The sequence below is a fragment of the Streptococcus sp. SR4 genome, from assembly GCF_000517725.1.
GTDB classification, from domain to species: domain Bacteria; phylum Bacillota; class Bacilli; order Lactobacillales; family Streptococcaceae; genus Streptococcus; species Streptococcus salivarius_F.
On record NZ_AZYW01000048.1, the window covers coordinates 47,687 to 60,365 of the forward strand.

Genomic DNA, 12,679 nt, shown 5'->3' on the forward strand with positions numbered 1-12,679 from the left:
TGGTTAACTCTTTTTTTATCTGTAAACTTCTTAGTTTTTCTCTTTGCCTTTGTGTTTACCACTAAGTCCAAAGAGAGTTAGCAACATACCAAGTCCAAGAAGACCAGCGTGTGAGCCCTTGTCACCTGTTGTAGGAAGAACTTCAGTTTGAGCAGAAGCTTCTGTCGCTTTTTCAGTTTCTTTAAGTGCTTCACTTCTCGTTGAAATGAAGAATACTTTTCCATTAGGAGTCGTCACTACTTTAGATACGACTGGTTTGCTAGTTTCTAAATCTTTAGCAATAGTTGATGGAGTAACAGGTTCCAAAGGATTAAGTGTAGGGTCTGCTGCATTTTCTTTTTTGTTCAAGGCAGCAAAATCAGCACTTGAAATTGAAATGGTACGTGAATTTGGATTGATAACGGCATACTTAGAAAGGTCTGCACGTGTCAAGTAATCCGCAAAGACTGTGTCCATTGAAGGACCTTCTTCACGAGGACCACCTAGCATAGTGAAGCCATCACCACCAGCAGCCAAGAAGTCGTTGGTTACAAGATAGTAAGTTTCGTTAGTGTTAAGTGGTTTATAGACACCAGTTTCTGGGTCCAAAATGTCAATTGACAAGATACGTTTTTCAGCTGGAAGAGTTGTGTCATAGTAAACACGAGCTCCTGAGACTTGAAGGAAACCACCAGATGGTTCAAGAAGAGGTTGGCCATTTTCGTCCAGAACAGTTTTACCACTTTCGTCAACTTGGAGAATAGAACCAAGAGATTTGACAAACATATCATGGATATTTTGACCTGTCACTTGAATTTGAGCAACTGAGTTACCAAATGGAAGAACGGCAATGATATCACCTTTAGTGATTGGTTTGTCTTTGGCAATTGTTTCACGAAGACCACCACCGTTTGTTACGGCAAGGTTAGACTTGTGTGTGAAGGCTGATTGTCCGTAATCTAAGAGAGCATCAGCGACAACATTACCAAGGTTAGTTTCGCGAACACGAACATCCATACGGTCACCGCTAAGTTTAACTGGACTATTTTCGATAACTACTTTTGAAGAATCTGCCTTGTACTTAGCTTGGATGTCATCAATCATAGTTTTAACTGTTGGGTTAACTTTATAATTCTTCTTAGCTTCGTCGTGTGAAATCACGTCATGTGACAAGACACGGTCAGAATTATAAACGACGCGGCCGACATTGTTAAGGTAGCTACCAGTTTGGTTGTAAGTGACATTATCGCCGTATGTTGCTGTGTGAAGAGTGTGTGAGTGACCATCAAGGACAAGAACACGTTTTCCTTTCAAAGGTGCATAGTTTGAAAGAGCTTCTGCCAATGTTGATCCACGCCATTCAACTGGAGTTGTTGTATCTATACCCAAGTGACTAAGGACAATATAAGTCTTGTATTCCTTACCTTCAGCACGAGCATTTGATTCTACTTGGTCAACAACAGCTTTAACCTCAGTAATAGGATCGGTGAAAGAGACCCCAGTGATATTACGTGGGTGTGTCTTTGTAGCTGTCTCAGGTGTAGTAACACCAATAACAACTACTTCATCTCCATCAACACCAGGTGTTTTGTCAACGATTGTAGATGGTTGGAAAAGACGTACGCCGTCCACATAAACGTTAGATGTGATGATTGGGAAATTGATTTGTTTGCTCAAACGACGCAATTGGTCAAGACCAAAGTCGAACTCATGGTTACCCACTGTCATGGCATCAAAACCAACAGCATTCATGACGCTTGCCATGTCCTCACCCTTAGAGCTGTTTGAGATTGGAAGACCTTGGAATGAGTCCCCAGAGTCAAAGACAAGGGTTGTTCCTTTTGAACGAGAATCATTGACGATACCAGACAAAAGGGCATCACCAATAACTCCGTTACGATCATCTTCAACCATACGACCATGAACATCGTTGGTGTGAAGAACAGTTACAGTGTCGTTGCTGGCACTTGTGCTAGCATTTGTCACAACTTCTGTTGTAGGAGTTGCGGCTGCAGTTGCTGTTTCACTGGCAGTGGCAACTGGTGTCTCGCTTGTTTCAGCTGTTGAAGCAGTAACAACTGATGTTGAACTAGCTACTGGAGCTGCAGACTCGCTTATTGCAGTTGTTGCTGCAGTAGATGTCGCATTGGTAGTTGCCTCTGTAGCTACCACTTCAGTGCTTGGTGCTGTTACAGCTGCATGAGTTTCTACCTCATCAGCTTGGACAGCATTAGCCAAGATGGCAGTTGAGACGAGTAGGGTTGATAGTGTCGTTGCAACGACTGTTTTCTTCTTCATTCCAAAAGACCTTTCTGATTTTTAAATCGCTTTTATTATACCACATTTATAAGATTAGAATTAAATAAATTTCAATATTTTATTAGATATTCAAACAATTTTTTCAAAAATCAATAGGTAGCTAAACGTTTTTCAAGATAGCCTTCAAGCAGTTCTAAAGTAAAGCTCAAAGTCCAGTAAATAAGGGCGATTAAGATATACATAGACATGTAGTCATACTCACGCCCACCGATAATCTTAGCATTTTGGAAAATGTCAGGCACTGTAATCATAGCCGCCAACGAGGAACTCTTTACCATGTCGATAATGACATTACCAAGTGGTGCTACCGCTATACGCATGGCCTGAGGTAAGATAATCCGACGGATAATAGACTTCTGAGGAAGCCCCAGAGAGCGAGCGGCTTCCCACTGCCCCTTATCTACGGCAGCTATGGATGAACGGAAAATCTCTGCCATATAAGCCGCACTAACACAAGAGAAACCAATAAAGGCACAAAGAAGGGCAGGCAGCTGAACACCAATGTAAGGCAAACCAAAATAAAGAATGAAGAGCACGACCAACATAGGGACCCCACGCATGATGGAAATATAAACACGGGCAGGATACTTCAACCAAGGTTTTTGCGACATCCGCATAAAGGCAAGGATGATAGCAAATACATTCCCAACCATAAAGCTTAAAAGGGAAATCCCCAAAGTATAGGGCAGACCAGACAGGACATAGGGAATGCTTTTTAGAATCAGTGAAAAATCAATAATCATAAGTCTATCTTTCTAAACATTTCTTTAGTAAATAAGCGATCCAATTGGATCGCTCATATTATTCAACATCAGAGATGTCAATCTCAGTGTAGTCAACTTTCGTTTTCTTTGTAACGTCTTGACCAGCAAAGAACTTCTCTGAAATTTTGGTAAGGGTACCATCTTTCTTCATGTCTTTGATAGCTTTATTAACTTTTTCTTGAAGGGTTTTATTCTTCAATGAGAAAGTAAAGCTTGTTGAGTAAGGGTTACTGTAGATGCCGTCGTTGATCTTAACAGGGTACTTATCCTTGATAGCAGCTACTGCCATCTTTTGCAAATAGTAATCGTTGACGATAACGTCTGTACGACCATTTACCAAGTCTTGCATATAAACGTCATTGGTAACATTGTCATATACGACGAGTTCAGCACCCATTTTTTTGGCAATCTTCATGTACTTTGTACTTGCAGCACCAGCTGCTTTCTTGCCTTTGAGGTCCTTCCATGAAGAAATTCCTGAATTATCTGATTCACGAACTACCATTGAAGTAAATGAATACTTGTATGGTTCAGAACGCAAGAATTTTTTAACGTTCTTGTTGTCATCTTCGAGTGAGTAGTTAGCAATATCTACTTGACCACTATTTACAGCAGTAAGCATGCCATCCACGCCCATCTCAGTGAATTCAATTTTCAACTTAAGACGTTTTCCAACTTCTTTGAGAATCTCAACGTCATAACCAGTCAGATTATTCTTATCATCGTGGTAGGTTTGTGGGTAAAGTGTTCCAGCAGTCGCAACCTTGATGCTACCACGTTTCTCAATCTTTTCCCAGTTCTTCTCACCTGTACTCTGTGACGAGCAGGCAACCAAAAAGACCGCAGCCAAAATTAGGCTAAATACGGCGAAAAATCTCTTTTTCATCTATGTGTATCTCCTTAAAAAATGAAGTTAAGTTAAAAACTTATAATCTTAGCCTACACTATTTGAAAGGGTTTTACAAAATATTGAACTGAGAATAGGGATGTCTAGCTAAAAACCGAACGTTCTTCCATCTGTTGGGCCAAGTGTAGCAAGAGGTCCTCTCTTCCCTTGGCGGCTGTCAGTTGAACACCAAGTGACAGCCCTTGCTCATTACGATAAACAGGTAAAGAAATCGATGGTTGTCCCGTTAGGTTAGCTTGTTGCGTAAAAGGGGTCCAATCTAAACTATCCGCAAACATTTTCCAAATAAGTTCCTGTTGCTTTGGCCAGTCAAAATCAGCCACATATTTGAGTTGATTTTGTAAGTTTTCAGAGAGGGCAAACTGTCCATGCTTAGGTGCCACATCCGCAACTGTAGGTGTCAGAAGAATATCGTAAGACTCATGAAAATTTGCCATCTGATGACTATACTGGTCCCACTGAGCTAGGACTTTAGAGTAAACTTTGGCAGAAATCTTTTGCCCAGATTGGAAGATAGCCCAAGTCATTAACTCCATATCTTCAAAGATCATCTTCCGTCCTAAACCAGCCTCAATAGAGTCAAACATGGCAGCCGTCTCGACACTATTCATAATGTAGTAAGACTGCATGGCTTCAATCCCATTCAAGGGCTGATCGCTGATTTCATGCACATGATGTCCTAGACTTTCCAAGGCTCTAGCAGCCTTTTTTGTCGCCGCAATAGCAGATTCTGACACCTTACCACCAATAGGAGAGACAGTCGACAAAGCAATCTTCAAAGGTCTAACTGCTTCTTCTAACGACACTTTGCTAAGCTTCGGTAGAAGAAAAGGACTTTCCATCTGACACGTCTGCATGTGATAGAGCAAGCGTTTTGTATCGCGTACAGTCTTAGTCAAGGCAAACTGGACAGAGGCTCCCTGCCATCCACGGAAAGAACCTGGGCCAACTGGAATTCGTCCTCTGGTAGGCTTAAGCCCGATAAGTCCGTTAAAGGAAGCTGGAATACGGATAGAGCCTCCTCCGTCACTAGCCGGTGCCAAGGGAGAAATGCCAGAACTTATAAGAGCTGCCGCCCCACCACTTGAGCCACCAGCATTACGCGTTATATCATCAGGTAGATTGACAGAACCATGAATCTGAGCATCACTGATATTTTTGAAGCCAAACTCAGGAGTGCTAGAACGTCCTAAAATAATGAAGCCTAGTTCCTCAAGCTTTTTGACATAGTTATCTGTTTCCTTAGCTCGATAACTTGTAAATAGGCGAGAACCCGCGGTTGACGGCTCACCAGCTTGCTCCTGCCCTAAATCCTTTAGAAAAATCGGGACTCCAGCAAAAGGTTTCTCTGAAAAGTCTCTAGTTTCTGCTTCTTCTAAAGCTTTCTGATAGCGTTGGCTAACGATAGCATTGATGTTAGGATTCGTCCTCTCTGCTTCACGAATGGTAGCCTCCACTAGTTCTCGGGGACTGACCGTCTTATTTTGCACGGCTTGAGCCATTGCCGTTGCATCTGACCACTCATTAATTGTCATCTTATACTCTCCCTGCTTATCTTTTCCTAAATTATACTAAAAAAAGCGAAACGCCTAAAACGTACCGCCTTAAATCTTGATAATTAGTCTTGCCAAGTCTCTTGATTTTCTTTGAATTTCTTCAAAAGTTGAAGTCCATCTGCTGTGATGTAGCCTTGAACTTTAGCGACTTTGATCAACTCAGTGTAGTTTGAAAGAGTAACCAATTTCACACCAGCATCCGCGAAGTTTTTCTCAGCTTTTGGCAATTCGTAAGTGAAGATAGCCACAACACCGATAACATCAGCCCCTTCACGCTCTGCAGCTGCTACAGCATCAAGTACTGAACCACCAGTTGAAATCAAGTCTTCAACAACAACCATTTTTTCGCCTTTAACCACACGACCTTCGATTTGGTTACCAGCACCGTGATCTTTTGGTTTGCTACGGATGTAGGCGAATGGAAGGTTCATCTTGTCAGCGATAATCGCACCGTGAGGAATACCTGCAGTTGCAGTACCTGCAATTACTTCTACTTCAGGGAATTCTTCCTTAATCTTTTCCACAAAACCATTTTCGATAAGTGTACGAGTTTCTGGGTAAGACAAAGTAATACGGTTGTCTGTGTAGATTGGTGATTTGATTCCTGATGCCCATGTAAATGGTTCTTCAGGTTTTAGGTAAACTGCTTTAATATCTAGCAAGTCAGATGCGATTTGTGTTGCTAATGTCATAATTATTATCCTCCGTAAAGCGTTTTCTATTCTTTATTATAACCTAATTCAATCTATTTTCCTATGAAATAAGGTCTTTTTGAAAATTTATTGACCGTTCCATTGGGCCTTAATGTCGTGATAAGCTGCTACTGTATCGTCAGCTTGTGTAATTGGACGACCAACAACAATGTAATCTGAACCAATTTGGCGAGCATCAGTAGGTGTCATAACACGTTTTTGGTCACCAACTGCTGCTCCTGCTGGACGAATACCAGGTGTCAAACAAACGAAATCTTCATTCGTCGCTTCTTTAATTTTTGCTACTTCGTGTGCTGAGCAGACAACACCATCAAGACCTGCTTCAGCAGTCTTCTTAGCATAATGAACCACTGATTCTTGAAGTGTGGTTTGGATATTTTGGAAGTCACGCATCTGCTCTTCAGAGGTAGAGGTCAACTGTGTTACAGCAATCAAGATTGGACCATCTCCCAAGCCTTCACGCGCAGCCTTCATCATTTCCACACCACCAGCCGCATGCACATTAGTCATATCAACGCCAAGGTTAGACAAGACACGCATAGCTGATTTCACAGTATTTGGAATATCGTGAAGCTTAAGGTCAAGGAAAACACTATGGCCAAGCTCTTTAACGTAGCGCACAATCTCAGGCCCAGCCGCATAGTAAAGTTCCATACCAATCTTCACATAGAGCTTTTCATCAGCAGGAAACTTAGCAAGGAAAGCCTTCACATCCTCAAAAGTCGGGAAATCAAGGGCAATAACAGGACGATTTTCTCTCATTTCTTATATCCTTTCACACAAAAAACCTCCGCCAGTCAGCGAAGGTTGCACGAAAATAGGGCAGTCCCTACCCTTTAGTGATGCCGTAGCATCTCAGTACACCTTTCTCGCCTCTCTGGACTCGATTAAAGGTTCAGTTCAATTTGTTCTATTATAGCGCTTTTATATGGGAATGTCAAAGGGGGATGACACCCCAATATCTATTCAAGCATCTTGATAAGCTCTTCATTTTGTTTGTCATAATAGTTAAAATAGCTTGAATCAATACCCAAACAATCAACAAGAAGCAATCGCAAGTTGTCAGAAAGTTGTTTTAACTTCTTACGACTTAATAATCGCGTATCAATTTCTGACAAACCGTGAGCAACTTTATTTCGTTCACCATTCAAACTTAAAATGCTATTAATCGCTGTTTGAAGCTGAGAGTCATATTCATAGAACTCAAGGATATTCAAGTAAGCTAATAGATTAAGTGTTGATTGTACTGAAAAAATGCGTTCTTCAGTGTCTTCAATCCCCCTAGATTTTTTCATTTTCTTATCAATATCGTCTAAAATTGCCTCACAATCAGGAAAATCGGGATTCAGTTTTGGCAGATTGCCATCAAATACGATTAAGCCCTCATGATTTTTTTTGATGGTTTCTTCGATGACAAATTCAGCTAGTGATTTTGCCTTAATCAAGACATCAGCAATATGCTCACGTTCTTTTAAAACATCAATCAACAAATAGTAATTCAAAGCTTTCTTTTGGGAGTCATCGAGAGGAAACGATAGGATATCTGAAAGAATAGATTGGTTTTTGAAAACACGTGAAAAATCGTTTAGTTTCTCACGAATATAAGCAATTCTCTTTTTAGAAAGTAATTTATTATATTCTTTTCGATTGATTATGGCTTCTGCTGCTTGATAATCAAAAGAAGCAATTAAACTTCTAAGATGACGTTTGACTAATGCTTGTGTAAACTTCTCAGATTTATCTTTAATACTTCGGTCAACAAAATCTACATTATTATCTTGATTTTCCACAATAAGAGCATCTATCTCAGTGTCAGTCAGAGACTTGTATTCTCTGTTTGCACCTTTTTTAGGAGTAGCAACCTGAATAGCTTGAGTATTATAGTCATTGATACGGTTAAGGGCAAAGAGAGCCGAAATAATTTGTGGTGTACCTGATGACAAGTTTAAGATGATTTCGTCATCGTCATTAGTATACTTTTGAACAATCAGCCCCATTACTTCATACATTTTGTCGAAAAGAAAGACTTCGTCGTTATTCAAGATTGTAGAGTCAATTTCAATGATAGGGTTATAGCCTTCGATTGAGAGCAAAACCTTATTTATCAAATCTTGTTTGACCATCATTTCTTGACTATATACAAGGACAATCTTGTCAGGTCTATAATTTCTTGCGATATGAAGTAAAGCTGCATCGTGATTATTACTTATAGGATCGGTTGTTCCTACAGCAGAGATTAAAATTTTCAATTTGGATTACCTCTTTAGTTCAACTTAGTCAATAATTTTTTATTCAAATCCTGATAAAAATTAAAATCACTCTGGCTAAAATGATATTGTTCTCTCACTAGAGTTTTTAAGGTTTTCATAGCTATCCCTAGTTGTTTAACTGCATCTGAGTCCAAAGGACTTAAGCTGTGGGCAACCGTATTTCTAGAAGAATTCATCTCAATAATTGGAGCGATTGTTTTTCTAAGTTTAAATTCTCTTGTTGCTTTTAAAAGTTTACTATAATCGAAAAGACTTAGATAATATTTCTGAATACTTTCACAATAATCATCGATTAAACCTGGGTTTCTTTTTTCAATATAGTCTTCCAAAATAAACTCAGTTAAGTTTTTTATTCGTATAAAACTTTCACTTACATTCCCACGTTCTCTTTGCAGTTCAATGGTCAAATAGGCACTAAGAATTTTTTGTTCTTCTTCGTTAAACTTTTTATGACGTAACCCTTGCGGAACATCTTGTTTTGACAGACATTCTACAATATCACGGATTTCTTTTCGAACACTTTTTAAATTTGGGAAATCTGATAATTGGTCTAGGATGTCTAATGCCGCCTTATAATCAAACTTCTCGATAAAATCACGAGCTGTTTTCTTCAAGAGAGCCTGACTAAATTTTTCAGCATTATCTTCAATCGTTCGGTCAATAAAATTGACTTTATTATCTTCATTGACTTCGATGAGTTCATCAATGTTCTCATCATTATCATGACCGATGTTCTCGTTTGAAGCGTGTTCAGGACTCGAAACTTGAACCGCTTTGACATTGATACCATTTAAACGGTTAATCACAAATAGAGCAGATTTGATTTGAGGTGTTGCACTAGAAAGATTCAAGATAAATTCATCTTCTTTAGTATAGTATTCTTGCAAAATATCAGAGAAGCGTTGAAACATCACATCAAAAATATGAACCTCATTATCACTAATAATGGAATCATGAATTATGAGTTCAGGCTTATAATCAGGAGCAATAGAAAACAAGGCTTTTTCAATATTACCTTGTTTTTTTGCAGTATGTTCTGAAAAAATCAATATAACTTTTTCGGGACGATATTTTCTTGCAATATGAATTAAGGCGCCATCATGAAAATTTCTAAAAGGGTCTGTGTCACCTACAGCTGATATAAGTACTCTCATTTATCAATCTCCTTAATCATGAAATTAGCTTTCCCCATTTCATAAAAGGACTCGTGGTTCTTGATTAATGAATGATTACCAGATGGAATCTTAACTGTTTTAAGAGGTGCTTTTGTAAGCTTAAGAACTCCTTTTTTAACCATTTTAGTTTTCATTCGACTGTATCGTCTTTGTAAAATACCATCAGCCTGTTCAAATAGGGTCTTTGTCCAAGCACCGCTCCCTGCACCTAAATAAATTGGGTATTGTAGATTGGCTTGAATCTTATCATCAGGAAATTCAGATAGGAAAAATGCCTTATAGTCTTTATAAAACGCTTGTGCTCTCTTACCTAATTCTTCAATCAATCTTCCAGCTTCATCAGTGGTTGTTGTAATCTCAAATTCTATTTTTGTTAATGGAGAAATTGATTCTCTATACAAAGGAAGTGGTGTCGCTTTATTGGTTTTCGCCGAATAATCCCACTTCTGCACCAATATAAGTCTTTGTTTATCAAAAGGCTTACTATCACTCACACGGATTGCGTTAAACAAATCATCGTATTCTTTACCTTTTTTTGGTCCCCAAGGGATAAGGTTTTTATTCTCTTTTGGAAATCTTCCAAAGACATTTACAGCATTTTCATTATTCCATTTAGGGCTAGTATTCATTAAAATAGTACGAATAGCACCTTTTAACGAGCTACCAGGAACATAGGGATTCCCAAAAGCATCACGAATAAACTTATTAACTTCGTTAATAGCTCCGGCTGAATCAGGATTTTTATCCGACTCTAAACCTGTTTCAGAGATACTATAGCCACCAAATGAACGCTCTGCAATTCGGTTATCATTTAAGAAGGAAATAAGACGATTATTACGAGGGTTTGGACGAGTCTGAATCAGAAATGCCTCAAACTTTTCAGCAAGCCTCTTCTCTACCATTTGATTATAGAATTTCCCCATGTCAGGAAAGTAAAACTTCTTATTTTCATAGATAAATTCTCTAGAGGTATATTTCTCTCCATTACCAATATGAACTGGAGCAAGTGTCAGGAGGCTCAATTTAAATGTTCTATAGTCATTTTTCATTTTTATACCTCCAATTTATAGAAGAGTGGTTTAGCATAGTTTAAAACAGAATGTGGAAAATCAAGTGGTCTCACATCGACAATCTGCCCTTCAAATGTTTTACTAAAAGTTGAACCAGAAGCAAATTTGTAAAGATCCTGTTTACGATAATTCTCATTGGTAGCATGACTAAATGCAAAACCACTTGATTTAGTTAATAAGTAATGACCATCTTCCATTGCTTCTTCAAGGTCAGCATCTACAGGAAGTGCTGACGTAAGACTCATCACTTTATCTGAATGATTCTTAGTCAGTCTATCTGACAATTCAAGTGGGATATTTTGAATATCTAACTCAAAACGACCATAACCACTTGAACGCTTTCCACCAAGACCTGAATACTGAAGACTAGTCATCAACTCATTAAGCAAATCAGATTCGTTTGCGATGACGTAAAGCGAGGTATCGTTTGAAAATCTGGTTGTAGCAACCTGATAAAGATTGCCATCCTTATGTGGCTGATTTTTTGTCACAGTATCAATGACAGCATGCTCTTCATTTTCAAACAAATCTCCATTGAGATAATCGTCAAGATTTTCTAGAGCAAGAAATTGCAGTTTCTTAGACAATTTTGCTTGACGGCGAACCTCTTTGACATCAACTGATTGGTCAATTTGGTCATGTTTGGGATAACCAATAGGCTTTGGCAAAAAGGGACCAAATTGAAATGGAAAGGCATCTGTGAGCGTGAAATCGTCCTGGTTTGCTTCAGCAAGAAATTCATCGAGTTTTCCCATTTTTAGGGCTTCTAGCACTAGGGCTGAGAAGATACGGTCTGCTGAGAATGTTAATTTTGAGCTATCAAGAGTGCCCGAACCAAAATGAGCATTCTGAAAGGTCATGATATACATTTTATAGGTCATATTAGACCTCCGCAGTTAAAAGTTCATTCAATGTTTTAACATCATAATTGCCAAATACAGTAGTAGCTTTGAGGTTTTCAAAAGCAACCTTACCGTAACCTCGAGATCCAGAACCTCCAAGATAATCAAGTTCAAGCAGTTTTAAGCCATCTCGAATCACTTTGAAATCTTCCTCGACTTGATTTTCATTCTTGTCTGTAATCTCATATATCAACTCGAAATCAAAGGTACTGTTACGAATAGCACGTTCAATTTGTCTTGGATTGGCTTCGGCTGTAATACGGTCAATTGTATTTTCAAATTTTACTTCTGTATAACTTCTTGCCCCAAGAGAGTCTAACTCATCAGCATTTGACAAGAAGGCATCACGAAAAATTAAGCGTCCCATTTTAAATCGTTCATCGTTACTATTCCCAAATAAACGGCTAAGAATATCACTGTCATCGCTTGGTTTCTCAGCTACCTTTTCATTATAAACCTTGGCAAGAAGAGTTCTCATTTTTCCTTTGAGACTTGAACCAGGAATGATAGGTAGGTTGGTAATAGGATCTTTAATAACAGGCGAATCAATTGCACCAATGGCCGCAAAAGCATCGCTTCCACCAATATGGAGGCCTGTCTCTAAACGAATTTGAGCTGAAAATTTAATCTTAGCGAATGTCATTAATCTTTACCTCCATAAAACTTGAAATAGGCTACTAGTGCTTCCATATATCTACAAAATCTTTGAAGTGTCTCTCTATCTTTGATTTCCTTAAGAGCATCAAGAATTTGAGCTTTTTCTACCAAATCTTTTACCGCAATCTCTCGACCTGCTTGATAGACAAATTGTACTCTTAAATAAGCGATACGATCAAGGAGAGCATCATACTCTTTGACCTTGCTCTCGTCAAAAAGTGTACTTGTTAAGCTCAGCAAGTTTCTGAGTTTACTTGTTGTAAGAAAGAAGGCATCTGGATTCTTTCTGTTCCTAGTATTTCTTTCTAGTTTTAGAATTGCTTTTTCTGCAATATCAACGTAATTCTCATCAGTCAAGATTGTCATA

General features: G+C 38.7%; 12 protein-coding genes. All 12 read right to left on the reverse strand.

The window, feature by feature from the left end:
* Positions 1-30: 30 nt before the first annotated feature.
* Positions 31-2,277: a cell surface ecto-5'-nucleotidase Nt5e gene (gene nt5e, locus HMPREF1519_RS06655; RefSeq protein ID WP_037611593.1), complete on the reverse strand. Its 2,247-nt coding sequence runs from the start codon at positions 2,275-2,277 to the stop codon at positions 31-33.
* A gap of 110 nt (positions 2,278-2,387) precedes the next feature.
* Positions 2,388-3,041: an amino acid ABC transporter permease gene (locus tag HMPREF1519_RS06660; protein WP_037611595.1), complete on the reverse strand. Its 654-nt coding sequence runs from the start codon at positions 3,039-3,041 to the stop codon at positions 2,388-2,390.
* Between the two features lie 58 nt (positions 3,042-3,099).
* Complete coding sequence (locus HMPREF1519_RS06665; RefSeq protein WP_022496381.1) at positions 3,100-3,948, reverse strand: transporter substrate-binding domain-containing protein; 849 nt, start codon at positions 3,946-3,948, stop codon at positions 3,100-3,102.
* A 104-nt stretch (positions 3,949-4,052) separates the two neighbouring features.
* A complete protein-coding gene (locus HMPREF1519_RS06670; RefSeq protein ID WP_037611597.1) occupies positions 4,053-5,504 on the reverse strand; it encodes an amidase in 1,452 nt (483 codons plus the stop codon).
* 83 nt (positions 5,505-5,587) lie between these two features.
* A complete protein-coding gene (gene pyrE, locus HMPREF1519_RS06675; protein WP_002885126.1) occupies positions 5,588-6,217 on the reverse strand; it encodes an orotate phosphoribosyltransferase in 630 nt (209 codons plus the stop codon).
* Between the two features lie 87 nt (positions 6,218-6,304).
* On the reverse strand, positions 6,305-7,000 hold the full coding sequence (gene pyrF, locus HMPREF1519_RS06680; protein WP_037611599.1) for an orotidine-5'-phosphate decarboxylase: 696 nt from the start codon (positions 6,998-7,000) through the stop codon (positions 6,305-6,307).
* A gap of 200 nt (positions 7,001-7,200) precedes the next feature.
* Positions 7,201-8,487: a type III-A CRISPR-associated CARF protein Csm6 gene (gene csm6 / locus HMPREF1519_RS06685; RefSeq protein WP_037611601.1), complete on the reverse strand. Its 1,287-nt coding sequence runs from the start codon at positions 8,485-8,487 to the stop codon at positions 7,201-7,203.
* A 14-nt stretch (positions 8,488-8,501) separates the two neighbouring features.
* Positions 8,502-9,662 carry a type III-A CRISPR-associated CARF protein Csm6 gene (csm6, locus tag HMPREF1519_RS06690; RefSeq protein ID WP_037611602.1) on the reverse strand — a complete coding sequence of 387 codons (1,161 nt, stop codon included), beginning with the start codon at positions 9,660-9,662 and terminating at the stop codon, positions 8,502-8,504.
* Positions 9,659-10,732 carry a type III-A CRISPR-associated RAMP protein Csm5 gene (gene csm5, locus HMPREF1519_RS06695; RefSeq protein ID WP_037611603.1) on the reverse strand — a complete coding sequence of 358 codons (1,074 nt, stop codon included), beginning with the start codon at positions 10,730-10,732 and terminating at the stop codon, positions 9,659-9,661. The genes csm6 (HMPREF1519_RS06690) and csm5 overlap by 4 nt, the downstream gene beginning before the upstream one ends.
* Before the next feature lie 2 nt (positions 10,733-10,734).
* Complete coding sequence (gene csm4 / locus HMPREF1519_RS06700) at positions 10,735-11,634, reverse strand: type III-A CRISPR-associated RAMP protein Csm4 (RefSeq protein WP_037611604.1); 900 nt, start codon at positions 11,632-11,634, stop codon at positions 10,735-10,737.
* Position 11,635: 1 nt separating this feature from the next.
* Positions 11,636-12,298 carry a type III-A CRISPR-associated RAMP protein Csm3 gene (csm3, locus tag HMPREF1519_RS06705; RefSeq protein ID WP_037611605.1) on the reverse strand — a complete coding sequence of 221 codons (663 nt, stop codon included), beginning with the start codon at positions 12,296-12,298 and terminating at the stop codon, positions 11,636-11,638.
* Positions 12,298-12,678 (reverse strand): type III-A CRISPR-associated protein Csm2, encoded by a 381-nt coding sequence (csm2, locus tag HMPREF1519_RS06710; protein ID WP_037611606.1) that lies wholly within the window; start codon positions 12,676-12,678, stop codon positions 12,298-12,300. Before csm2 ends, csm3 begins: the two co-directional genes overlap by 1 nt.
* Position 12,679 lies beyond the last annotated feature (1 nt).

What these genes read in the sequence shown, in the direction of transcription:
- nt5e (WP_037611593.1), bottom strand. Translation starts at nt 2,277, where the DNA reads ATGAAGAAGAAAACAGTCGTTGCAACGACACTATCAACCCTACTCGTC.
- csm5 (WP_037611603.1), bottom strand. Translation starts at nt 10,732, where the DNA reads ATGAAAAATGACTATAGAACATTTAAATTGAGCCTCCTGACACTTGCT.
- HMPREF1519_RS06660 (WP_037611595.1), bottom strand. Translation starts at nt 3,041, where the DNA reads ATGATTATTGATTTTTCACTGATTCTAAAAAGCATTCCCTATGTCCTG.
- csm2 (WP_037611606.1), bottom strand. Translation starts at nt 12,678, where the DNA reads ATGACAATCTTGACTGATGAGAATTACGTTGATATTGCAGAAAAAGCA.
- pyrE (WP_002885126.1), bottom strand. Translation starts at nt 6,217, where the DNA reads ATGACATTAGCAACACAAATCGCATCTGACTTGCTAGATATTAAAGCA.
- csm6 (WP_037611602.1), bottom strand. Translation starts at nt 9,662, where the DNA reads ATGAGAGTACTTATATCAGCTGTAGGTGACACAGACCCTTTTAGAAAT.
- HMPREF1519_RS06670 (WP_037611597.1), bottom strand. Translation starts at nt 5,504, where the DNA reads ATGACAATTAATGAGTGGTCAGATGCAACGGCAATGGCTCAAGCCGTG.
- csm3 (WP_037611605.1), bottom strand. Translation starts at nt 12,298, where the DNA reads ATGACATTCGCTAAGATTAAATTTTCAGCTCAAATTCGTTTAGAGACA.
- csm4 (WP_037611604.1), bottom strand. Translation starts at nt 11,634, where the DNA reads ATGACCTATAAAATGTATATCATGACCTTTCAGAATGCTCATTTTGGT.
- pyrF (WP_037611599.1), bottom strand. Translation starts at nt 7,000, where the DNA reads ATGAGAGAAAATCGTCCTGTTATTGCCCTTGATTTCCCGACTTTTGAG.
- HMPREF1519_RS06665 (WP_022496381.1), bottom strand. Translation starts at nt 3,948, where the DNA reads ATGAAAAAGAGATTTTTCGCCGTATTTAGCCTAATTTTGGCTGCGGTC.